Origin of the sequence: Bacillus halotolerans (assembly GCF_001517105.1) — a bacterium.
GTDB lineage: Bacteria > Bacillota > Bacilli > Bacillales > Bacillaceae > Bacillus > Bacillus halotolerans.
Map to the genome: position 1 here is coordinate 100,830 of NZ_LPVF01000010.1, position 21,138 is coordinate 121,967.

25 protein-coding genes and 1 pseudogene are annotated in these 21,138 nt (G+C 39.3%); 14 read left to right on the forward strand and 12 right to left on the reverse strand.

The window, feature by feature from the left end:
* Window position 1: 1 nt before the first annotated feature.
* Entirely contained in the window at window positions 2–313 is a 312-nt protein-coding gene (yneA, locus tag AU387_RS11130) for a cell division suppressor protein YneA (RefSeq protein ID WP_059291742.1), read from the reverse strand.
* Window positions 314–469: 156 nt separating this feature from the next.
* Between yneA and lexA the strand changes: the two genes are divergently transcribed.
* Window positions 470–1,087, forward strand: coding sequence for a transcriptional repressor LexA (gene lexA, locus AU387_RS11135; protein WP_010334405.1), 618 nt, complete (start codon window positions 470–472; stop codon window positions 1,085–1,087).
* 392 nt (window positions 1,088–1,479) lie between these two features.
* On the opposite strand, the gene AU387_RS11140 is transcribed toward lexA, so the two are convergent.
* Together AU387_RS11140 and fosM are read right to left on the reverse strand one after the other, a co-directional pair.
* Window positions 1,480–1,908, reverse strand: coding sequence for a hypothetical protein (locus AU387_RS11140; RefSeq protein ID WP_082687890.1), 429 nt, complete (start codon window positions 1,906–1,908; stop codon window positions 1,480–1,482).
* Between the two features lie 80 nt (window positions 1,909–1,988).
* Complete coding sequence (gene fosM, locus AU387_RS11145) at window positions 1,989–2,411, reverse strand: FosM family fosfomycin resistance protein (RefSeq protein WP_059291743.1); 423 nt, start codon at window positions 2,409–2,411, stop codon at window positions 1,989–1,991.
* Between the two features lie 199 nt (window positions 2,412–2,610).
* Between fosM and AU387_RS11150 the strand changes: the two genes are divergently transcribed.
* The 3 genes from AU387_RS11150 to AU387_RS11160 are packed head-to-tail and all read left to right on the forward strand — an operon-like array spanning window position 2,611 to window position 3,571.
* Window positions 2,611–2,814 (forward strand): DUF892 family protein, encoded by a 204-nt coding sequence (locus AU387_RS11150; protein WP_024121571.1) that lies wholly within the window; start codon window positions 2,611–2,613, stop codon window positions 2,812–2,814.
* Window positions 2,811–3,110, forward strand: coding sequence for a spore coat protein (locus AU387_RS11155; protein WP_059335692.1), 300 nt, complete (start codon window positions 2,811–2,813; stop codon window positions 3,108–3,110). Before AU387_RS11150 ends, AU387_RS11155 begins: the two co-directional genes overlap by 4 nt.
* Window positions 3,111–3,118: 8 nt before the next feature.
* Window positions 3,119–3,571: a YndM family protein gene (locus AU387_RS11160; RefSeq protein WP_044155741.1), complete on the forward strand. Its 453-nt coding sequence runs from the start codon at window positions 3,119–3,121 to the stop codon at window positions 3,569–3,571.
* A 22-nt stretch (window positions 3,572–3,593) separates the two neighbouring features.
* Here AU387_RS11160 and AU387_RS11165 read toward each other — a convergent pair whose 3' ends face one another.
* The 6 genes from AU387_RS11165 to AU387_RS11190 all read right to left on the reverse strand — a co-directional run bounded on the left by AU387_RS11165 (window position 3,594) and on the right by AU387_RS11190 (window position 8,324).
* Window positions 3,594–4,352 carry a poly-gamma-glutamate hydrolase family protein gene (locus tag AU387_RS11165; RefSeq protein ID WP_059335693.1) on the reverse strand — a complete coding sequence of 253 codons (759 nt, stop codon included), beginning with the start codon at window positions 4,350–4,352 and terminating at the stop codon, window positions 3,594–3,596.
* 240 nt (window positions 4,353–4,592) lie between these two features.
* Window positions 4,593–4,904, reverse strand: coding sequence for a hypothetical protein (locus AU387_RS11170; RefSeq protein WP_044155745.1), 312 nt, complete (start codon window positions 4,902–4,904; stop codon window positions 4,593–4,595).
* Window positions 4,905–5,014: 110 nt separating this feature from the next.
* Window positions 5,015–6,646 carry a YndJ family protein gene (locus AU387_RS11175; protein WP_059335694.1) on the reverse strand — a complete coding sequence of 544 codons (1,632 nt, stop codon included), beginning with the start codon at window positions 6,644–6,646 and terminating at the stop codon, window positions 5,015–5,017.
* The gene (locus tag AU387_RS11180; RefSeq protein ID WP_059291759.1) at window positions 6,640–7,260 is read right to left on the reverse strand and encodes a DUF4166 domain-containing protein; all 621 of its coding nucleotides are present in this window, start codon (window positions 7,258–7,260) and stop codon (window positions 6,640–6,642) included. The genes AU387_RS11175 and AU387_RS11180 overlap by 7 nt, the downstream gene beginning before the upstream one ends.
* A 4-nt stretch (window positions 7,261–7,264) precedes the next feature.
* The gene (locus AU387_RS11185) at window positions 7,265–8,065 is read right to left on the reverse strand and encodes a hypothetical protein (protein ID WP_059335695.1); all 801 of its coding nucleotides are present in this window, start codon (window positions 8,063–8,065) and stop codon (window positions 7,265–7,267) included.
* A gap of 70 nt (window positions 8,066–8,135) precedes the next feature.
* Window positions 8,136–8,324: a hypothetical protein gene (locus tag AU387_RS11190; protein WP_059335696.1), complete on the reverse strand. Its 189-nt coding sequence runs from the start codon at window positions 8,322–8,324 to the stop codon at window positions 8,136–8,138.
* A 365-nt stretch (window positions 8,325–8,689) separates the two neighbouring features.
* On the opposite strand from AU387_RS11190, the gene AU387_RS11195 reads away from it, so the two are divergent.
* Complete coding sequence (locus AU387_RS11195) at window positions 8,690–9,124, forward strand: SRPBCC family protein (protein WP_059335697.1); 435 nt, start codon at window positions 8,690–8,692, stop codon at window positions 9,122–9,124.
* A 91-nt stretch (window positions 9,125–9,215) separates the two neighbouring features.
* Here the strand turns inward: AU387_RS11195 and AU387_RS11200 are convergent, their stop codons facing one another.
* Window positions 9,216–9,614: a hypothetical protein gene (locus tag AU387_RS11200; RefSeq protein WP_059291751.1), complete on the reverse strand. Its 399-nt coding sequence runs from the start codon at window positions 9,612–9,614 to the stop codon at window positions 9,216–9,218.
* Between the two features lie 260 nt (window positions 9,615–9,874).
* On the opposite strand from AU387_RS11200, the gene AU387_RS11205 reads away from it, so the two are divergent.
* From AU387_RS11205 to AU387_RS11215, 3 genes are all read left to right on the forward strand, one after another.
* Window positions 9,875–10,063, forward strand: coding sequence for a twin-arginine translocase TatA/TatE family subunit (locus AU387_RS11205; RefSeq protein WP_044155756.1), 189 nt, complete (start codon window positions 9,875–9,877; stop codon window positions 10,061–10,063).
* A 192-nt stretch (window positions 10,064–10,255) separates the two neighbouring features.
* Window positions 10,256–10,459, forward strand: a complete 204-nt coding sequence (locus AU387_RS11210; protein ID WP_024121562.1) for a spore coat protein CotC — start codon at window positions 10,256–10,258, stop codon at window positions 10,457–10,459.
* A 364-nt stretch (window positions 10,460–10,823) separates the two neighbouring features.
* Window positions 10,824–11,546, forward strand: a complete 723-nt coding sequence (locus tag AU387_RS11215) for a YrpD family protein (protein WP_157722688.1) — start codon at window positions 10,824–10,826, stop codon at window positions 11,544–11,546.
* Between the two features lie 107 nt (window positions 11,547–11,653).
* Here the strand turns inward: AU387_RS11215 and AU387_RS11220 are convergent.
* Window positions 11,654–11,976 (reverse strand): annotated as a pseudogene (locus AU387_RS11220) (hypothetical protein).
* A 532-nt stretch (window positions 11,977–12,508) separates the two neighbouring features.
* On the opposite strand from AU387_RS11220, the gene AU387_RS11225 reads away from it, so the two are divergent.
* From AU387_RS11225 to AU387_RS11245, 5 genes are all read left to right on the forward strand, one after another.
* Complete coding sequence (locus tag AU387_RS11225; protein ID WP_059291754.1) at window positions 12,509–14,929, forward strand: peptidase G2 autoproteolytic cleavage domain-containing protein; 2,421 nt, start codon at window positions 12,509–12,511, stop codon at window positions 14,927–14,929.
* A gap of 562 nt (window positions 14,930–15,491) precedes the next feature.
* Window positions 15,492–16,166, forward strand: a complete 675-nt coding sequence (locus AU387_RS11230) for an SOS response-associated peptidase (RefSeq protein WP_059335699.1) — start codon at window positions 15,492–15,494, stop codon at window positions 16,164–16,166.
* 314 nt (window positions 16,167–16,480) lie between these two features.
* On the forward strand, window positions 16,481–16,963 hold the full coding sequence (locus AU387_RS11235; protein ID WP_044155761.1) for a DUF2975 domain-containing protein: 483 nt from the start codon (window positions 16,481–16,483) through the stop codon (window positions 16,961–16,963).
* A 10-nt stretch (window positions 16,964–16,973) separates the two neighbouring features.
* On the forward strand, window positions 16,974–17,195 hold the full coding sequence (locus tag AU387_RS11240; protein ID WP_003181209.1) for a helix-turn-helix domain-containing protein: 222 nt from the start codon (window positions 16,974–16,976) through the stop codon (window positions 17,193–17,195).
* 133 nt (window positions 17,196–17,328) lie between these two features.
* Window positions 17,329–18,120, forward strand: coding sequence for a DUF817 domain-containing protein (locus AU387_RS11245; protein WP_059335700.1), 792 nt, complete (start codon window positions 17,329–17,331; stop codon window positions 18,118–18,120).
* Window positions 18,121–18,419: 299 nt separating this feature from the next.
* Here the strand turns inward: AU387_RS11245 and AU387_RS11250 are convergent, their stop codons facing one another.
* Window positions 18,420–19,331, reverse strand: a complete 912-nt coding sequence (locus AU387_RS11250) for a VanW family protein (RefSeq protein WP_059335701.1) — start codon at window positions 19,329–19,331, stop codon at window positions 18,420–18,422.
* 543 nt (window positions 19,332–19,874) lie between these two features.
* Between AU387_RS11250 and alr the strand changes: the two genes are divergently transcribed.
* On the forward strand, window positions 19,875–21,056 hold the full coding sequence (gene alr / locus AU387_RS11255) for an alanine racemase (protein WP_059335702.1): 1,182 nt from the start codon (window positions 19,875–19,877) through the stop codon (window positions 21,054–21,056).
* The last annotated feature ends 82 nt before the right edge of the window (window positions 21,057–21,138 follow it).

Consider the following 21,138-nt stretch of genomic DNA (forward strand, 5'->3'; position numbering starts at 1 on the left):
TCTATTTAACAGTAGCCAGTTCGTATGCAGCCGGGTGTTCCTTTTTTAATGGAATCACCAATTCATCCCCCGGCTGAATCTCAGACGTCTGGAGATTATTTTTTTCAGCTACCCATTCAACAAAATCACTTTTATTTATCTTTTTTGAGTCATCCACCTGATCAGCGAGCGACCAGAGCGTATCCCCAGACTGAACTTTTATTTTAACATATTGATTAAGCTCCTGGTCGCTGCTTGTATATGACAACAGAAGGATAACCACGCTTAGAATCACAGTGAACAGGCCGACAAAAATAATAGATTCTTTATTCATGATAACAACCTCCGACAAGAATGTTTGTTCGCATTTTTATAATTTCAGTATATACGAACAAATGTTTCTGTCAATTGTTTTTTTCGAACCTATGTTTGTACTGTCAGGAAAATCATGCTATAATCTATTTAAAATCGACGTTTAGAGGTGCAAAAAATGACGAAGCTATCAAAAAGGCAACTTGATATCCTCCGTTTTATTAAAGCAGAGGTTAAATCAAAAGGATATCCGCCTTCGGTTAGAGAGATCGGAGAGGCTGTCGGCCTTGCGTCCAGTTCTACTGTCCACGGCCATTTGGCCCGTTTGGAAACAAAAGGGCTGATTAGACGCGATCCGACAAAGCCAAGAGCGATAGAAATTCTGGATGAAGAAGTAGAGATTCCAAAAAGCCAAGTCGTTAATGTACCGGTAATCGGAAAAGTAACGGCGGGCTCGCCTATTACAGCGGTTGAAAACATTGAAGAATACTTCCCGCTTCCTGACCGTATGGTTCCTCCGGATGAGCATGTGTTTATGCTGGAGATCATGGGTGACAGTATGATTGACGCAGGTATACTTGATAAGGACTATGTTATTGTAAAACAGCAAAACACGGCGAATAACGGTGAAATCGTAGTGGCGATGACAGAAGATGATGAAGCTACGGTAAAACGTTTCTATAAAGAGGATACACACATTCGCTTACAGCCTGAAAATCCAACCATGGCTCCGATCATACTGCAGAATGTCAGCATATTAGGAAAAGTAATTGGTGTGTTCAGGACTGTCCATTAAACTATTGAACTATCAGTTACAAAGAATAAACCCCCTCTTCCTTTGCGGAGTGGGGGTTTTGTTTTTAAAAAAAGCAGGCTCGCCCTGGCTTAGGTGCGAACCTGAATAGGAGGAAAAAGAACATCATGTTTACACCATAATTATCCATCATTTAATTGTTGAAGTCAAGAAATTTTCTTTCCTTAACGAAACTTTTTTAAAAAAAGTGCTGTTTAACAAATTAGACGTTCTCTTCTTATAAATGTTTCGATTTTTGGACGTGAAAAGATGAGGTATACTCTGCTCTTTTATATTGAGCGAGGTAAAAGGAAATATACTGAACATTTAGCACATAGTTTATTTAGTTAATTTATTCTGCAAAAAAAGCTCACTTCTTTTCAAAAATGTGAGCTTCAATCAAAATTAAAATATTCTACACCATAGCGGCCTTTTACATGAACACTTGCACAGTTTTCTGAATGTTCTTCAGCTAATATTCGATACCGGTGATAAGGTTCAATGGAAGCCTTATCTTGAGCGCTAAAGTCAAACCAATTACCGGTGAATTGTTTTGTGCTTAACGTAGTATAATCCCCTGCAAGTTCCATTCGCTGAAGCTTAATGTTAACTGAACAAGTGTTCACTCCTAATATCGTAAATTGGTATCCTAAAAAATAATCCATTGCCGGTACATCACTAATGTTTTCTACATAAAACGCTTTTGTTCCGTCCTTTAGAATAAAGTCGGTTTTATGCTCAAACTGTGAAGTTGCTGCATGAATGGTCCCGGTTCCAAAAACACATAGTAAAACAGCTGTCATGAGCAATATTTTATTTCTCAACTGCAATCCCCTCCTTTACCATATATTAACCCCAGAAGATAAATATGTATATCCCCTGTTACTCTGTTTCCCGTACTTTTTCAATCATAAAAATCCATGTGGGTTTTAGCTTGCTTATAATATTGAAGTCTGTCTTGGAGAGTTCCTGTATGGAATTCAAATTTATGGCCGTCAGGATCAGTGAAATAAATTGATTTTCGATCACGTTCATCTCGTTCTCTCCCAGGCAACATAGTAACATGAAGGTTTTTTAATTTTGCGGACATTTGTTCAAACTCGCTTTCCTCAATTGTAAAAGCGATATGGGTATAAGAAGCGTTAATATCATTTCTGGGAATGTCACGCTCTTCGTTGAGAGCCAGCCATATGCCGTTTAAATCGAAATATGCAGTGCTCCTTCCTTTAACCAGCAGTTTAGCATCAAAGACATTTTGATAAAACTCGATGGAAGTCAGTAAATCAGAAACAGAAAATAACAAGTGATTGATCCCTTTGATCTCCACTGTGTCTCCTCCTTAGTATTTAAAGATAGATGATTAAAAACCATGAAAGATTGATTTGTTTAACAGAAGCTCACCCCCATCCCTTGTGTACGGACATTGCAGCCAGAAAGTTTCAAGCGACCAGCAAAAAATACCAGTGTAAACAAAAGCAATTTGTTCAAAATAAACCATATTACTTCTTCAGAAGGGAATGACCATTATGAATGGCTACGGCCTTCATGAAACGTTAGAATTGCACGAATTGCTTACGTTTAAGAACCTTTGTTTGACAAAATCTTCAACCATGACGGGACTTGTACAAGATGAAGAATTAAAGAGTATTCTTGAGCAAGATGCTCAAAAAACAAAACAGCAGGTTGCGCGTTTGCAGGAATTGCTGTCAGTGAGAGGTGAACAAGCGTGAATGAGTTCTTTCAAAAATTAGCCGGAATGGGCAGTATGACCGAACAAGTGATCGCAACAGATTTTTTAATATCGGCAAAGACAGGCGTTAGAAATATTGCAGCTGCCATCACAGAATCTTCTTCCCCAGAAGTCAGAGAAACGCTGCAGCAATATTTACATGACGCGATGAATACCCATGAACAAATTTTTCATTATATGGCTGCAAAGGGTTTTTATCATTCTAAAGATTTAACTCAGCAAATAAGTGTCGATCTAGAGGCTGCAGATACCGCTAAAGATTTGCCACAAATATAGGTGATCAAATGAAACATATTATCGCTCTTGCTTCTAAGACAGCTTTAACTCTTGCCCTATTGTATGTGATTTTGGATAGAGTTTACCATGCTTCCTTTTTAAGTGTGCTGTTTATTGCATTTTTCTTAAGCTTTGTAACATACCTTTCCGGTGACATCCTGATCTTGCCGAGAACCAGCAATATAACAGCTTCACTGGCTGACTTCGGACTTTCACTCGTTATTCTTTGGGTCTTTCTTGAAACGCAAACTAGAAACGGTTTCTCACCGTTTGCAGCCGCTCTGATTGCGTCTGTCTGCCTTACTGTTTTTGAATATTTTTTTCACCGTTATTTACTGAAAAATGTGCTGGATGAAACATTCCGAAATGAACTGACTGTCAAAGATAACACTTTGCAATATCAAACCGAGGCATCAGATGAATTGTTTCCTGAAGCCAATGATCAGAAGGACGAAAAATAAGGAGGCTTTGCGCCTCCTTATTTTAATAGCTGTTTTCTGTGAAATGGGTCATCACTTCTGTAAAATCATAAAACCTCTCATTTTGAGTCACGGATCTGCTTTTTAAAGAAAAGATGCCAAACAAAGATTCTCTGAAACCTGTACTCATCTCTAACTGGATGCTCAAACCGGTTTTTGATTTATTCGCTATATTGTTTGGACTTACGCCTGCATGCAGATGATCTGTACCAAGCAATTCAGCCGGAAAACCTGCTTTTTGCAGTTTTGAAACTAATTCTGCCGCTCTTGATCGGTCTGTTCCGCCGATTTGTATCTGTTGGTCCTCTCCTGCATATCCATGCAATGAAATGACATACTCATGACTTGCTACAAGCTTCAGTGCCTGAGGCTCGTCAAAATGTGTGCTTGTTATATGCAGTACTGAATTTCCAGACGTCTTCAAACCTTCAAACAAATACATGGAATATTCTTTGCTGAGCTCTCTCGCTAATTCACTTGTGCCGCCTTCAATACCTCCTCCGTGAATAGCTAAAACAAGCACAGAGCTGCCGGTTTCTTTTGTGGCAATGTTATAATCTGAAGGATCTTCTTGATTCTTTAATTCCTCGAAATTCTGATAGATATCCTCTGCATATACAGAAGAAACCGGAACAAACAACAAGAAAATTAACAGCAATTTTACATTTTTTAAAGTTGATGGAAAACGTTTGACTATGTTACAATCAACATGCTTCAAGGAATGGAGCACACGGCGGAGCAGGGATACTTTGGCCGGTTTCATCTACTCCGCCTCAAAACCAAAAACACAGGATGCTGGACTCTTTGAGGCTTTAGCACGAATTATCTCGTCCTCCTTGTTAAATTTTTGTTAAATTCACAATATTATATACCATTAGCCCGGGCGCTGTTCTTCACATTTATGAATTTATACTCCTTAGCAAAAAAGTAAAATCGCACCGGCTTTATTCTCATTCCCCCATTAAATAAAAAAAATGCACCCGCCTGCTGGCTTGTGCACCTTTTACTTTCTGTTATTCCCGCGCTTCTTTACTTTATTGAGCTTATTAATGTCTTTTTCAATTTTTCTTATTCTCCGCTTTTGCGGAATGGCTTTTATTTCACTGTAAACAGCAATAAACCCGCTTAAAGTCACTGCTGCAATATAAATGAAACGGTGTTTGATAAAACGGTCAACAAGATCATGGTCACCTGCTTTTCTTTCAAGCCTTTCGATCACATCTTTATCGAATAGCTGATCGACATAAACTTGCTTCATCCCCACTGCAAATCCCGCAGCCAGCCATACAATCAGAAACAAACTGATATAAAACATAAAAACCCTTCCTTCCCCGTCTGTATGAGGTGCAGCATGAAAATGTGCCGAACCGATTGTTTACCGGACGAGAGACTGTCAGATGAACTATTGTCTTTGTTTTATATTATTCATTTGGACGGGCAATATGTAATGTCATAATCTACAGTTAGAAATTGAATCCCAAACAGCCACATTTCGTGAACAGCTGTTAACCTGTTTGCACCCGCCGGAGCCTTTATAAGAAAGGTTTCAGATAATGGAAGCGGGCAGGTCCCGACTTTTGTTCTAAGATAAATCCCTTCATCCCCAGCACCGCTTTTTCTCCGCCTGCTGGTCAAAATCAGGTTCTCTTTGTGATGATAAGGCTTTAAAATGCCTGTCATGTTACTGAAAGGAAGCGGCAGAGAAATATTCATGTACCCTTCCCCTTTTGAGCGATATACAGAATACAGCGCGGTAAAAATGGTTTCGTTTTTTTCATTTGTTCTGATCCAGGCACGTACCTTTTTTCTTCCGTCTTTTTTTGAATGGACACCTTTTATTGTACTGTGCATCCTATACCAGTCAGGATTCGTTGACAGATGTATTTGTCCGGTTCTTTTGCTGATGTATTCATACATTTTCGCAAAGGGCTGAAACCAAGTGCTCCACGTCACTTTTGCTTTTACCTCATAATCTTTCGTCTGTTCATAAAAAGAAACAATCAACGGTGTCAAATGCTCCGGTGAAAAATCGTTTGAACGAAGGCTTCTCATATCATCCACAAGTCCGCTATATCGAATGTTATTTTCAGCGTGAATGTTGTGCAAAAAGTTCTTTCCGATTGTTCTCTTTCCGTATATACGGCTGAAAACCTTGACACTCGCATCCGAGGATTGAGGATTTTCTTTTCTCCATCCTGCAAGAGCCGGCAAAATAACACCGAATGCGTTCACGATACCGTGTATCCATATCATTTGGCTGATGGTCAACGTGACTTCTTGCCGGAATACACCGAATGAGTAAATGAAAGAGAAACAGATCGTTATCATTAACACGACAGAAGACAGTCGGATAAGCACTTTTCCTGTCTTACTGCGAAAAGCTGTCTTAAATATTAAGTATGAGTTAAGATAAAGTGCCGCCATATAGATACCAACCGCCAAGATATCAAGTGTTTTTGAGTATGTTATTCCGAGTGCGATGAGGAGCGGCGACAGTAAAATAATCCATGTCACCCAACCGTACATAACCCGTTTTTCTCTATTGACTCTGCCAAGTAAACCATTAAAGATCGGGATCAGAAAAGCAGAATAGTGAAAATGAACAGCTGTGAGCAAAATAATAAGAGGACCGAAGTGCAGGATATGTAAATGCGCAGCATAGGCAAAAAACCAAAATCCCCCTCCGCCTAAATAAACGAGTCCTAACAAAATAGATGTTTCTTCGATTCTATGTATTTTTGTTTTCAAGAGCCGCAACACACCATATAAAGCCAACAAAGCAGTGTATATCCACCAGATCAGTGCAAAATATCCTACGTCTGTTACAAGGGATAATACCGCGAAAACAGCTGCTGCCGGATAGATGTGCATCAATATTTTTTCCGAAAATTGAATAGTCCTGTGAGCTGATTGATGAAAAACAAAAGGAAAAATTCCGGGCACAAAAAAGAGAATGGAAAACAAGACAAGCGCCTCCGCAACTGATATGTCGGGAGCTTCAGATACAATAAACCAGATGAAACAAAGCGCACTAATGATGCCGTTTCGTTTTAACATACTTCTCCCTCTGTTTCCTGAAACGTCCCTTTATAATAAAAAAGAGTGCCAAGAATTGCATTTTCCACATGAACTTGAATAGTGAAACAGTTGTTGCTTTCATCAAAAGTTTCGCAAACAGTGGAATTACCGCTCAGCCATTTTGGCAAAGGAATTCTTTTTCCGCATATTAATAGCCATTGCTTTCCTGATGTAATGTGGAGAGACCCGTCAGAGAGTGCTTCAAAAGTTAAAACAGACAGCAGAATATGAGGTTGGCCGAAAAAATCAAGTATTCGTTTTTCATTTTCGTCGTATACCATAACTGCATCAAAGAAACGCTTTTTATCTTTAAAGACAAAAGTCCGATTCCATTCAATCCCCGTATGTTCCTGCTTCGTAAGACATGTTCTGTTTTTAATTGTAAAAGGGATGTCCTTTCCTCTTTCTGAAAAGAAACATCTAAAAAACACCCCGCATTTCAGCAGCATTCTGACAAAAAAAGACCCTCCGCTTATTTCTGACATCGTTCCTCTTCCGCTGAATGTATGTGACCTGTCTAATTGATAACGTTTCTGCAGCTTGGGATGTAATAGATGATAATTTATAATTGTTTTTTTATACATTGAACTCACCATTTCACTTCTTTCTTTTTCGTTTCGTATGCCGAGCACTTGGAAGCCGGAGACTGATCAAGCCGCTTGCCGCAGTAACCACACTTAACAGTAAAGAACATATTCCGGCATCCAGAAAAGCGCAGACAGCAAAGATACAGGTCTGCACAGCATGAAGTGTCCATTTTCTCTTTAATGGACTCAGCCATAAAATGCCCAATCCTATCTTCGCTGCTCCTGCCATATTGTTCGTTTCAAGATCTGTAAACCCGTGGTAAAACCAAAACAGACTAAAAAACAAGCACGTCAGCATATAGACAAACGCATAACGGATCAATTGTTTCGGATGTTTATTTTGTTCAATCCAAAGTCTCAATGAATCAAAACTCCATGCTGTTGCCCAGCCCAACAGCGGCCGAAATAATAAACGGTCAATCCATCTTCCCAGAAAGCCATATGCCGTTTCATATTGATACTGCGTCATAAATGTAAGCTTCCCGTTATCATGCTGTATGTATTTCCAATACCCGCTGCCTTTTTTAATCAGGGATAACGGATGGTTGGAGGAAAAGGCCAGGGAGGATACTCTTTGAGAGGAATGCAATTTCGTTCCCACGGTTTCACCAGCACCTGACACCTTTAATCCAAAGCCAATTCTTGTCTCGTAAAGAAACCTCTGCGCTTCATTTACGCTTCTGTTTAAATATGTAATGTCAGAAAACCGCAGATCCCATTCCTTATGTAGCGAAGGGTTTTGCGTATATTCCCAAAGCTTGTCCAGGTCAGATGTCATCTCGATTTCGACATAAATCGGCTTCTGTTTCACAGCCCCTCCCCCCCTTCTTTTTCTAGCAGTTCCTATATTAGCATATTTATAGTATTAAAATATATTAACGTTAAAATTTGAGTTCAAAGCCTTCTACATCATCTGAAACCTCCACAGGTATCCCCATAATGGTTTTAGGTTTAGAAACATAAACAAAACGCATCTCTTCTTTTAACTGCTGAAGTGTGCTTTCATTAACTACAATTTTCGCGGGTTTTCCCGGACTATTATCAATGGCCGCTTTTATTTTTCCGAGCACGCGGAACCCTCCTTCTTTACATTCTCATCACGATAGAAAAAGCAGAAATATCAGCATAATTACGTTAACTATAGCCAAAATGCCTGAGACATATGCTATGCTCTTCTTTTTTCTCCAGAAAAACAGCACATTGGCCAATAACATAAAACTGATCAGTGCATCAAATACCCGAAATGCTAATTGATTAAAAGAAATCTTTGTTCATAAAAGCCCATTGCAGCCAGATAAATCATCAAGATCGTGAAATTTATAGAATGAAACACCGGACAACAGATTCAGCATAATTCATGCTCACTATGGACATGATTTCGTTAGATGATATAAAATTTGCTTGAAAGTATCTATTGGATAAAGAGGAGCAATATATGGATAAATATCAAGAAAAAACATTACCGGACATTACGAAACATGTAACATTAGAAGCGCCTATTCAAAAGGTTTGGGAGACAGTCTCAACTTCAGAAGGCATAGCCAAGTGGTTTATGCCGAATGATTTTCAGTTGAAGGAAGGATATAAATTTCATTTGCAATCACCATTTGGACCATCACCTTGCAAAGTTTTGACGGTTCATGCTCCCGGAGAGCTTTCTTTTGAATGGGATACTGATGGATGGATTGTTACATTTCAATTAACAGACGTAGGGAACAAAACAGAATTCACTCTCATCCACAGCGGTTGGAAGAAGCCGGATGAAATGATCGGTAAGGCAAACGAGAAAAGCTCAGTCATTCGGGATAAGATGGATGGTGGCTGGACAGGCATTGTGAATGAACGACTTCGCAAGGCTGTTCAAGAGTAAGGTATTTCATTGCTCATACAGTATAAAAAGAGAGAGCTCCCTCTCTCTTTTATTCATGACAAAGTTAAATTCACTGAACTGTATCTCCGAATCAATCATAAAACGTAACTGTTTTTGATTTACCAGAGTAATCAGTAACAAAGAACTCTGCCTTGTTATTGCTTCCATCTACAAATTTCCCGATACTGCTAAAGGTATGACATTCTCCGGGTGAAAAATAATTAGAACCCACATATTCATCAGGGTTGTCACCAGCATCATCCTCATATAGATGCAGCGATACGGAGAAAGGTGTACTTCCTGAAAGACAAACTCTAAAATCACCTCCGCTCGAGTATACCGTCGGACTTGAATAAGTATAGGTGTAAGTCCCAAGCTTATCCCACTCTCCGGCTCCAGCAGTTCCCGCTTTTTCTGCATGTGCAGATAATGGAAAAGCCACAGCGAACATGAAAACAGACAGGCACCCTATTAGCTTATTGCATCTCATAATAATATCTCCTCCTTATTTTGATCATAGCAACTTACAGTTATATATATCACCCCCCTTTAAATAAAATTGCAGGTATGTGTATGGTATTGGAAGCTTCATACGTTTTATCATCAGCATTTTTCCTGAAGAAATCACATCATTCTCCCTTCGCCTGTGTTATACAAAATATTCAAAACAGACGTATTCTCATTTGAACTGCCATCTTTTATAATTTGTTAATAAGGGTTCGTACTTCAAACAAGAGGAGGAGAAGCATCATGGAATTAAGCGTCACAAAAATGTTAGTTATTTTATTTGTAGGTTTTTTAGTGTTTGGTCCTGATAAGCTGCCTGCGCTTGGCCGATCTGCCGGAAAAGCCTTATCAGAATTTAAAAAAGCGACAAGCGGATTGACTCAAGACATAAGAAGTAGTGGTTCAGAAAACAAAGAAGACAAGCAAATGTAAGGTAAAATGATTTGGCCGATGCACATCGGCTTTTTATATTGTTGTTTCTGCATGATCCATCAGTTTTCCTCTGATTATTCCTCAACTTCTTTTTTTGGACAGCCCTTTTTTACTTTTGCAATTTAAACTGTCCAATCCGCAAACTCTAACTTCCATATAATGAAGCGTATGATCATAAAAGGAGGGGTATTTATGGGTTATTACAAAAAATATAAAGAAGAGTATTATACGGTTAAGAAAACGTATTACAAGAAGTATTACGACTATGACAAAAAACATTATGATCACCATGACAAAAAAGATTACTACTGTGATTATGACAAAAAACATTATGATCACGACAAAAAAGACTATGACTACGTTGTAGAGTATAAAAAGCGTAAGAAACACTGCTAATACTCCATTTAATCTCCTCAATTTTGCTTCCCCGGTCAATGGCCGGGGGTTTTTTTGCAGAAAAAACTATGTAACTTCAATGTCTAAACGAATCATAGGTCTAATTTGTTAAAAAAGGATAAAGCTTTTTTACCTTTGGTGAGTGTCTTACAATTATTATTTGCTCCTTAATGCTGATTTTTTAATAAATATTGAACATTTGGTACATAGTTTAATTAGTTTATTTTTAGATCTAGGGTGTCAATATATAAACATAACCCATTCATAAACAAGAGATTTTAACGATTTTGTCGATTTATCTTAATAAAAGAAGTTCCAAAATAAGGTATAATAATTGACGAAACCACTTTTAAAAGGGGGAATTTTGTTGAAAAAAGCATTAATTGCAGGTGCAGTAGGAACAGTTATTCTTTTCGGAACCATTTCTTCAGGAGTTCCAGGTCTTCCAGGAGCAGACACTCAAGTGGCAAAAGCGGCTTCCCAGCTGCCTAAGGGAATCGGCGGACGCGCCTACATAAACAGTACAGGCGCTGTATTGACGGCTAAAATTAAGCTTCCCGACACTGTGAACATCCAAGACTCTGTCTCTACCCCTTATATTTATTCAGGCTTTAGCGCAAAAAACGGAACTGAGGCAGATATCGGCCTTCAGTACAGCAAACAATACAACGTCTGGAAACCGCTCATGAAAGTCGGTTCTAAAAATGATGAAACGTATATCGAAGGAAAAGAGAAATTTACTTATAATAAAGGCTTTCGTCCCGGAAGCACAGTTCAATTGACGATCTACAAAAACTTGAACGGGAATACTCGCATGACCCTCTGGGGAACGAACAATGACGGCTATACCGGACGTATTATCATGGAAATTCAAGGAACAAACATCGGCACTCTGTCGAAATGGAAAACACTTGCCACCGCTGCGGTTTCAGCCGAAAGCCAACGCTCTGCCATTAAAGCAACTTTTTCAACAACTTTTAACAATATCACAATCGACAATAAAGCAGTGACACCTGTCGTAGATACACAGGATTTTGCAAAAGTCCTCCCTTCTGGAAATAATGTCACGATTTCTGTTAATAAATAAGGAATGCTGCAAAGGGCGCCGGCAATGCCGGCGTCCTTTTTTATTGTATAACCTAAAAATGAAATCCACTGGATAAAATGATGATTCCAATACTATGATGTCATCATTTACCACATTTTCTCTTTACGAATTAAAAAATTTCCCTCTCTTTTTTTCTTGTTTAGCTTAAAAGCTATTAAAATGTTGATTAATGCAGCTGGGAAATATAAAAAACCTACTCCTAGAATACCTAAAATTGTACTTGAACTTATGATATAACTTTTTGTCATCTCTTGACTGTCATTAAAAATAAGAAGGGTAATCAATCCTGCTAATACACCTACGAACCATGCGTTACCCACTGCATAAGAATCATCTAACATTCCCCTCAGCTGTCCGATGATTGAGATGACAATAGCAGTAAACTTGATAACACGGCAAGTCTTTTCATTCTTCTGTCACCTTTTTCATATATTTAATCCGGTACATATTAACACTCCTTAACGTGCGTCAATGCTTGAATTTCCCCTACTTAAATGTTTTTCAATTTCTCTTGCCCCTTAATGACTACTACCATTGAATACCGCAGAAGCTAATCAGACTCTTTTAATACCTTGGCTCTCTAACGAAAACGAATAGGTAAAGTGTATTCAAGTCTGCTACGGAGTTGGAGTGAATTTTTTCTTATATTACAAAGGCTAATGACATCTTTCCTTTCATTAGTTTTAGTATTTTTGCTTTTGTTGTAATCCCAGTTTTTAAATCAGCGCTGGAATCTGAGCCACTGCTTTTATGGACATTAACTAATTTCCCTATTTTCCATCGAATTTCTTGTTCAAGACTTACTTATCTTTGAAAACTAATATGGATTTAAAAGGAATTCTAGCAATAAATACAGAATTGAAAAGATAAGCGCAAAATACGCTACAGCAACTGCAATACTGAAAACGGCGCTTATATTAAAAGAAAGAGGTGTCTTTAGAATGGTTCATTTTAAAAACTACCCCGATCCTTCTCTAAACGCCAAATCTGAGTCACACCCGGAATATACATCTGAAATTGAACATGTCAAGGAGAGAATGCAAAACCTTATTAGGCATTCCGTTACAGATCAAAACGTCGAAGTAACTGACGCAAGGATGACGGCAGAAGGAGAGATCACCTCTCTTTTAAAAGAACGTCTTGACAGAGAATACCATAAGCTTTTAAGTAAAATCACCCGGGAAGTAAATGTGGAAGACTTCGGAGCTGTTCCCGATGGACGAGACAATACAGAAGCTTTTCGAAAAGCAATCGGTAATGGTCGCGTCAAAGTAAATGTTCCTGCCGGAGAATATCTGGTTCAAGGGATTAAACTTCCGTCCTGGACAACAATTGCAGGGCAAGGTAAAGGAATTACCGTAATTAAACTTCATGAAGACTCTCCCGCTCATGAATGGGTAATCACAAATGATGATTACCAAAATGGGAACCGCAATATTTTTGTTCAAGGAATGTCATTAGACTGGAATCCTAATAGACAATGCGGTGTGAAAAATCCTGGTGGTCAATTCTCCAGCTGTTTAACTTTTGCTAAAGTTGAATATGGATGGATTAGAGACGTGGAAGCCATTAACGCAGGTCTTCACGGCATTGATATTACATCCCCAACGTACGATCATTTACCTGATACCGACTGGACTAAAGACGGCTCAAAATATATTTGGATTGATAACTGTGTGGCATATGGTTCAGGAGACGACGGCATTACTACCCATTATAGTGAATACATCTTTATTTCAAATTGCCATTCCGGTAATCCGCGAGGAACGGAGTTTGCAGAGGGTGTATCCAACTCCAACGGAATAGAAATCGACGATGGGTCTAAGCATGTATGGCTTTTGAATAACTTTACAAGCGGAAACATTCGTGGAGTAGAGGTTAAAGCGCATGCAATGTGGCCAGCCTCTCAAAATGTCCATATCATCGGCCATGTTTCTTATCGTGATGTCCGGGCATTTGATCTTCGTCATATTGGTCATCATCAAGCCACTGATCCTGAAAGCACAACGGCTTATGATGTCACACTCATTGATTGTTCAGCAATTGAACCGGTTTTCAACTCTCTTTATGAAGCTGTCACGCCAAGAGCTCTAGTTGTTTCAGCATATAAAAACGTTAATGTAAGCGGATTCACAGCAATTGGTGATCCCGACTATGACTATAAGGAAAATCCTGTCGTAGCTTTGCAATACCGCAGTCAGAATATCACCCTTAGCGGTATTAAAATTCGCGGATTTAAAAAAGCCGGTGTTGATATTCATTTATCAGGCGGGTCAAATAAAACTGATTATATTAAAATTTCAAACTTTGATATTTATCAATCTGCTCCAAAAGGAATTTCAATCGGTGGCGGTCTCTATAATGTGAATATACTAAACGGTACAATGATTGCTGATAACGGAGCGGTCGGAATTCAGTCGCCTAATAATCAAACCGTCATTCTCGGTGTACATGCAGAAGGCTATAGTGCGGCGGTCACCATCAAAGGTCAATCATACCAGCATGTACCCATTAATTTAAAAGGCGGCGCACAGCTTGCAACAACCTCTGGCTTCGCCTTTAACCAAACGAGCGCAGTTATCGCTGGTACCGGAGACATTACGGCGAAGGGAGAAAGAAATGCGGTCATCGGCGCTTCAGGAGGCTCTAGCACAGAAGGCTCCCGTGCATTAATCGCTTCTTCAAACAATGCCCATATTAAAGGAAACAATGTTTCAAGGACAATTTTGTCTTCTGAAAGTATTATACTGGAAGAACCATACACCGTGGCAGGAGGCCATCAATCAATGAAATGGCTTCTTGACTCAGTTGGAGGAAACGGGACATTTGCAGGAGCAATCAGTTCTTCCTTAAATGGATATGGAGAGTATTTTGAGAGTTCAACTGGGCAGTTAATCCAGACAGGTACAATCGTCACTTTAAGAGGTGAAAAAATAGCGCCCGCCCACGTGGGAGATTATATGCTTGGAGTTATTTCGGAAACAGCAGCTTTCATTTCAGGAGCATCCAGCTTCGTCTGGCAGGACCGCTATTTGACTAATGAGTTTGGCGGATTCATTTATGAGGATCTGATCGACAAGGAAACCGGTGAATTGATACGTGTGCCAAAACAAAATCCAGACTATGATGCAGCGCTGGAGACCGCTTATCATTCACGGGCTGTAAGGGACGAATGGCATGTGGTTGGACTGGCGGGACAGCATTATGTACGTATTGACGAAACTGTGGGACAAGGAGACTACCTTACTGCGCATAATGGGATAGGAACAAAAGCATCTGAAGGAACCTGGAAAGTAATGAAAATCACTACCATTTACACTCCGGAAAAAGGGTACGGCATCGCACTCACCGTCATTAGATAGTGAGAGTCTGGAACAAGTTCTTTATACTGATGAAAGATTAAATGATATCAGTTTTTTTTATTTCCTGTTGGTTTAATATCAAGATATCTCAAGCTATAATAGCCCAAGATTCAGGCTCATTTTCTTGAAACTTGGGCTTCATGACCACTTCATTAGAAATCAAAAATACGTAACAAACCTAAATCACAATATTTTTATAAACATCCTTGTTTTGATCCCTATTCCCTTCTTCACATTTCCGGGGAAGGAAGGTTAACATTAACCAACATTGCATTTTTACATCAGTATTTAAAAATTCCGTGCATTCCAATTAAGGTGCTAATACTATTCCTCACCTTTTTTATACATTTCATTTTATAACTCTTAAATCTTTGGAACGGCTTTTATATCTGTAGCCTTAAAACTTTCTTGCTACGCATAACGTTAAATGTTTCCGCATCTTTGATTTTCCCTCATTTTTTTATTCAAATAATTCATTCTTCACTTGCTGCATCATACTCCCCTTTTTGATTTTCAGATACCAACCCTGTACAATATTCAAAAAAACAAAAGGATGATGAACATGTGTGGCAGATTCACTTTATTCTCAGAATTTGACGACATCATTGAGCAATTCAACATAGATCACTTCTTGCCTGAAGACGAATATCACCCCAGCTATAATGTCGCGCCAGCACAAAACATCCTTACCATTATTAATGATGGATCAAGCAACCGTCTTGGAAAATTAAGATGGGGTCTCATTCCTCCTTGGGCTAAAGATGAAAAGATCGGTTATAAAATGATCAATGCTCGTGCTGAAACATTGGCCGAGAAACCCAGCTTTCGAAAACCGCTTGTCAGCAAACGCCGCATCATTCCGGCCGACAGTTTTTATGAATGGAAACGCCTTGATCCAAAAACTAAGATTCCTATGAGAATCAAGCTGAAATCATCCAATCTGTTCGCTTTTGCCGGCTTATACGAAAAGTGGAATACACCTGAAGGTTACCCGCTCTACACTTGCACAATCATTACGACAAAACCTAATGCGCTTATGGAAAATATCCATGATCGAATGCCGGTTATATTGAATTACGAATATGAAAAAGAATGGCTGAACCCTAAAAATACAGATCCCGATTATCTCAAAAGCTTGCTTTTGCCTTATGATGCTGATGACATGGAAGCATACCAGGTTTCATCATTAGTTAACTCACCTAAGAACAATTCACCTGAGCTTATTGAAGCCCATTAAGTACCCTGCCAGATTGCTTTATATATCACCTTCGCCTAAGCAAAATAAACGAACGTGTACAGATTCAAAAACACCCCCTTATGTGCCACGCGTTATTTTTAAACCTAATGATTCAGTCAGCTGCCCAATTTTTAAATTGAATCGATTAAAGATATAGAGCGTTTCTCTGTAATGAGGGATGCTTTTTTCTTGTCCAAAGTGAAAAAAGACAGCTCTAAAACAACAAGGAAATAATCTTTTTCAATATTTTTTTATTGTAAAACGATAAATAATATGTTAAATTCAAATCGACATTATTAGGTGAGGTGCTTTTTATGAAACGAGGATCAACACTCTTTTTAAAGATAGCTGTTATTCTTATTGGAATTCCAGTTCTTGCTTTGTGCATATTTTTAGTGCCGGAGATAGCGAACTTTGCAGCGGAATTGTATCCAGATATTTCTTATCTGAAATATCTTGTTTATATCGATTTGTATGCAGCGGCGATACCTTTTTATTTCGCTCTGTATCAAGCCTTTACACTTTTAAGCTATATTGACCGGAATAAAGCTTTCTCAGAATTATCAGTAAGAGCTTTAAAGAAAATAAAATACTGTGCAATCACCATCAGTCTTTTACTTGCGGCAGGCATGCCACTCTTCTATCTCATCGCGGAGATGGACGATGCTCCAGGTATTATACTAATCGGATTGGTCCTTATTTTTGCCTCAATGGTTATCGCAGTCTTTGCTGCTGTTCTCCAAAGGCTTTTGCAAGAAGCTATAGATATAAAATCAGAAAATGATTTAACAGTCTGAGGTGAAAACAATGGCAATTATAATCAATATTGATGTGATGCTGGCTAAAAGAAAAATGAGCGTAACGGAACTGTCGGAGAAGGTTGGAATCACGATGGCTAATCTTTCTATATTAAAAAATGGAAAGGCAAAGGCCATTCGATTATCAACTTTAGAGGCGATTTGTAAGGCTTTAGAATGTCAACCCGGAGATATTTTGGAATACCGAAGTGATGAAGACACCCAAGATTAATAAGTCAGGAATAATCATGCAAGGAAAAGATAGTTACTCGGCGGTGATTCTATGGACATAACCCGATGTCTATTTAGCGACTATACTAAACAGGCCTTCCATATAATCAAAAAAACCTTTGGAGGCAAAATTCATGAAAGCATTTAAACAGCTCGTTTGTTTTGGCTGGGAGCAGGCCCTATCATGTCTGTTTCCTGTCGTTATTTTTGCCTCTTTGGCAATTACACAAATCATGCCGCTTCCCCTCCTGCCACGGTATGACTGGCTGCTCATCATCTGCCTTCTCATGCAATGGTGGATGGTGTATTCAGGGCTTGAAACACGGGATGAACTAAAGGTGATCACAATGTTCCACCTTATTGGACTTGCTCTTGAACTTTTCAAGGTACATATGGGCTCTTGGTCTTATCCTGAGGAGGGATATTCCAAAATTTTTGGAGTGCCTTTGTATAGCGGCTTCATGTACGCAAGTGTAGCCAGTTATCTTTGCCAGGCATGGAGGAGGCTTAAGGTTGAATTGGTTAAGTGGCCGCCGTTTTGGGCCGTTGTACCTCTCGCCGCTGCGATTTATTTGAATTTTTTCATCCACCATTTTTGGATTGACGTCCGCTTTTGGTTATCTGGACTTGTCTTGATCGTCTTTTGGCAATCATGGGTTACATACGAGGTGAACGGGACTCGTTACCGTATGCCGCTCGCCCTATCATTTATGCTCATCGGGTTTTTTATATGGATAGCCGAAAATATCGCAACGTTTTTTGGGGCTTGGGAATACCCAAACCAAACCGATACATGGAGTCTCGTTCATTTAGGAAAAGTGAGTTCATGGCTCTTGTTAGTGATTGTCAGCTTTCTTATAGTAGCGACGTTAAAACAAGTTAAGGGGAAAAATTCCACCAGGATAGATACTAGTCCATTTTTATAATCGTTAAGAATCTTTTTTAATAAAAGTCGAATCCCACATAGTAAGGATGGCGTACAACATTCTGAATAAGATAAAGTGGAAAAAGCAACGTTTGAATTGTTGCTTTTTTCTTTATAAATAGCTGCCGGAATTATAGAGGGTTATTTCAGTAAGATTTCGACCAGGAAGTAATGCTTTAATCAAAATCAGCTTTCGTTTAGAGAGCTCAGTCATGTGGACTCAACCTTATGTCTCTCTAATTCACCCTCCCATAAAAGAAGTCGTCAGGTTGCATAAGGTGAATGAATAGCTTATGTCATTTATCGCTCGGCATTTATTTCTTTTGGTAGCTGTGATGGCGCTTTGGGAACTTTTCGCAGTTTGATATTGATGACATCAGAGGAATAAAGCGTAACAATCATACTTCCCTCATATCGTTTGGCCCGGATTAGGACCGGTTGGTTATATTGATTATGAAAGCGAAAGTCAGGGCCTCCCCAGCTTACGGTTGCATCACGTCCGGACGGCACATATGGTACGCTTCTTGTGTGAGAATAGCGCTGAACGATTTGCAGCCCTGCACGATCGACAGCATTAAATAATGTTGATGACACCTGACAAATTCCCCCGCCTACACCTTCAGACAACTCACCTTTTACGATAATAGGTGCCCGCATGTATCCTTTGTCCTGAGTTCTCATCCCAACTACTTGATTAAATGAAAACGTCTCATTTGGAAAAACAACATGATTGTCAATTGCTTTTGCAGAAAGAGAAATATTGTGTGAACGGCTTTTATTGCTTGAATTAAAATAAGTTACATACTGGCCTAACTGCTGCGTACTGATGTGAGCAAGCAACTCGCTGTCAACTTTCGGATAAATGTTCAATTCCGGCACTTCTATTTTGGATGGGCCATGACCAAAGAAATAGGCATAAAATTTCTCCTTAAACGCCTGTTGATAAAGTCTGTAACCCATTTTCCCCGGGATGATGATTCCTTGATCGTTAAGCTTGGCGTTTATGGGCTCCTGGTAAATTTGTTGATCAAGCTGTTTGATAAACTTACGGTATTTTTCATGATCAATCATTGGGGTACCGGGAAGAGGCATCATAAAATCTTCGCGGTGAACAGTAGCAATCGTCCGTCCTTGTTGTGTGATCGCTAAACTGTCAGATGGCTCGCTGGGCTGAGCCAATAATAAAAGGCCAGTGATCCAAATATGTATCATAAGTCGGCATACCTCCCGACAATTAGTATGAACAGGAGCTTATCCTTTGATGTATCTCGTCTTATCATATCGTTCTTAAGCGTCTGGTCTTTGTTTGAACCCAACGTGAGCCCTCGCTAAGAGAGCTTTGACTTATGTGATTAGTCCATGTCTACTTCAGCATTCATATCACCTAGTGTTAAGAAATCATGTCTTAACCAATACCAATGTTGTCAAGCAATCGTTGAATTAAATAGTAAATGAAGTTACTGCCATAGGCAGCTATTTTTGTTTAGATGTACTATCTGATCCTCGGTCATCGTATCAATCTTCACCTAAGTGAAGAAAATCAATATTGAACTAATCAGCTAATATAAAAAAATAAAAGTGCTGTCGACTCCGGCCATCGGTTAGCATCTTCTCGTTAGATCAAGAGTTTGCTGTTGAATGATTTCAGTTAAGGTTGAATAAAATCAGATTGAAAGCATCCAACCATCAATGTTACAGGATTTATTAACGGCTAAATGCGCTTTACACTATTCTATAAGAAGGAAGGAAGCGTCGATGACAAAGCTCTGCCGAGAAGTTTGGATTGAAGTAAATCTTGATGCCATAAAAAAAAATTTGCGAGCAATACGCCATCATATACCAAAAAAGACCAAAATTATGGCTGTCGTAAAAGCGAACGGTTATGGTCATGGGTCTGTAGAAGTAGCGCGCCATGCACTGGAACACGGGGCTAGTGAGCTCGCTGTTGCCAGCGTGGAGGAAGGAATCGTTTTACGAAAAGCGGGAATTACAGCGCCTATCCTTGTGCTTGGTTTTACATCCCTTAGTTGTGTGAAAAAATCAGCAGCTTGGAATATAGAGTTATCAGCATTTCAGGTTGAATGGATCAAAAAGGCTAACAATATATTGGAAAGTGAAGCGGGTACTAACCGATTGGGTATTCATATTAATGTGGATACTGGTATGGGCCGACTAGGTGTACGTACAAAAGAAGAACTTTTAGCAGTAGTGAATGCATTAACAGCAAGTAAACTCCTAAGATGGGAAGGTATCTTTACACATTTTTCAACAGCCGATGAAGAAGACACCACTCTAACCAGACTGCAGCACGATCAATTTCTCCGTTTTCTCCGTTTTTTAAAAAACCAAGACATTGAGCTGCCCACCGTGCATATGAGCAACACGGCTGCGGCTATCGCTTTTCCGGAATTTAGCGCTGATATGATTCGTTTAGGTATAGGCTTATATGGATTATATCCTTCAGCATATATAAAACAACTACATCTCGTTAAGCTTGAACCTGCACTAAGTTTAAAGGCGCGTATCGCTTATGTGAAAACCATGCTGACAGAACCCCGTACTATTAGTTATGGTGCTACATACATCGCAAATCCCGGTGAAGTCATTGCTACACTCCCGATCGGATATGCTGACGGTTATTCTCGCGCACTTTCCAATCGCGGGTTTGTTCTTCATCGCGGAAAACGAGTGCCGGTGGCGGGAAGAGTGACAATGGATATGATCATGGTTAGTTTAGGAGAGAGTGAAGGCAAACAAGGAGAGGAAGTTGTGATTTACGGTCACCAAAAGGGAGCTGAGATTCCAGTTGATGAAGTTGCTGAAATGCTTAATACGATTAACTATGAAGTGGTATCTACATTAAGCCGCCGCATCCCCCGTTTTTATATAAGAGATGGCGAGATTTTTAAGATATCAACTCCAGTAATGTACGTGTAGATTTTTTCTTTCATTTTTTTGCAAATGTGAGGCCAATCCCTCTTTTATGCTGATTTAAGATCCTATCATAAGAGGGATTCAG

Bases quoted from the DNA above. Each gene is read 5' to 3' on its own strand.
- AU387_RS11170 (WP_044155745.1), bottom strand. From the start codon at position 4,904: ATGTTTTATATCAGTTTGTTTCTGATTGTATGGCTGGCTGCGGGATTT.
- AU387_RS11225 (WP_059291754.1), top strand. From the start codon at position 12,509: ATGGTTCATTTTAAAAACTACCCCGATCCTTCTCTAAACGCCAAATCT.
- AU387_RS11200 (WP_059291751.1), bottom strand. From the start codon at position 9,614: ATGAGATGCAATAAGCTAATAGGGTGCCTGTCTGTTTTCATGTTCGCT.
- AU387_RS11250 (WP_059335701.1), bottom strand. From the start codon at position 19,331: ATGATACATATTTGGATCACTGGCCTTTTATTATTGGCTCAGCCCAGC.
- yneA (WP_059291742.1), bottom strand. From the start codon at position 313: ATGAATAAAGAATCTATTATTTTTGTCGGCCTGTTCACTGTGATTCTA.
- AU387_RS11165 (WP_059335693.1), bottom strand. From the start codon at position 4,352: ATGAAACCGGCCAAAGTATCCCTGCTCCGCCGTGTGCTCCATTCCTTG.
- AU387_RS11160 (WP_044155741.1), top strand. From the start codon at position 3,119: ATGAAACATATTATCGCTCTTGCTTCTAAGACAGCTTTAACTCTTGCC.
- AU387_RS11175 (WP_059335694.1), bottom strand. From the start codon at position 6,646: ATGTTAAAACGAAACGGCATCATTAGTGCGCTTTGTTTCATCTGGTTT.
- AU387_RS11210 (WP_024121562.1), top strand. From the start codon at position 10,256: ATGGGTTATTACAAAAAATATAAAGAAGAGTATTATACGGTTAAGAAA.
- AU387_RS11230 (WP_059335699.1), top strand. From the start codon at position 15,492: ATGTGTGGCAGATTCACTTTATTCTCAGAATTTGACGACATCATTGAG.
- alr (WP_059335702.1), top strand. From the start codon at position 19,875: ATGACAAAGCTCTGCCGAGAAGTTTGGATTGAAGTAAATCTTGATGCC.
- AU387_RS11205 (WP_044155756.1), top strand. From the start codon at position 9,875: ATGGAATTAAGCGTCACAAAAATGTTAGTTATTTTATTTGTAGGTTTT.
- AU387_RS11235 (WP_044155761.1), top strand. From the start codon at position 16,481: ATGAAACGAGGATCAACACTCTTTTTAAAGATAGCTGTTATTCTTATT.
- AU387_RS11150 (WP_024121571.1), top strand. From the start codon at position 2,611: ATGAATGGCTACGGCCTTCATGAAACGTTAGAATTGCACGAATTGCTT.
- AU387_RS11195 (WP_059335697.1), top strand. From the start codon at position 8,690: ATGGATAAATATCAAGAAAAAACATTACCGGACATTACGAAACATGTA.
- AU387_RS11245 (WP_059335700.1), top strand. From the start codon at position 17,329: ATGAAAGCATTTAAACAGCTCGTTTGTTTTGGCTGGGAGCAGGCCCTA.
- AU387_RS11240 (WP_003181209.1), top strand. From the start codon at position 16,974: ATGGCAATTATAATCAATATTGATGTGATGCTGGCTAAAAGAAAAATG.
- lexA (WP_010334405.1), top strand. From the start codon at position 470: ATGACGAAGCTATCAAAAAGGCAACTTGATATCCTCCGTTTTATTAAA.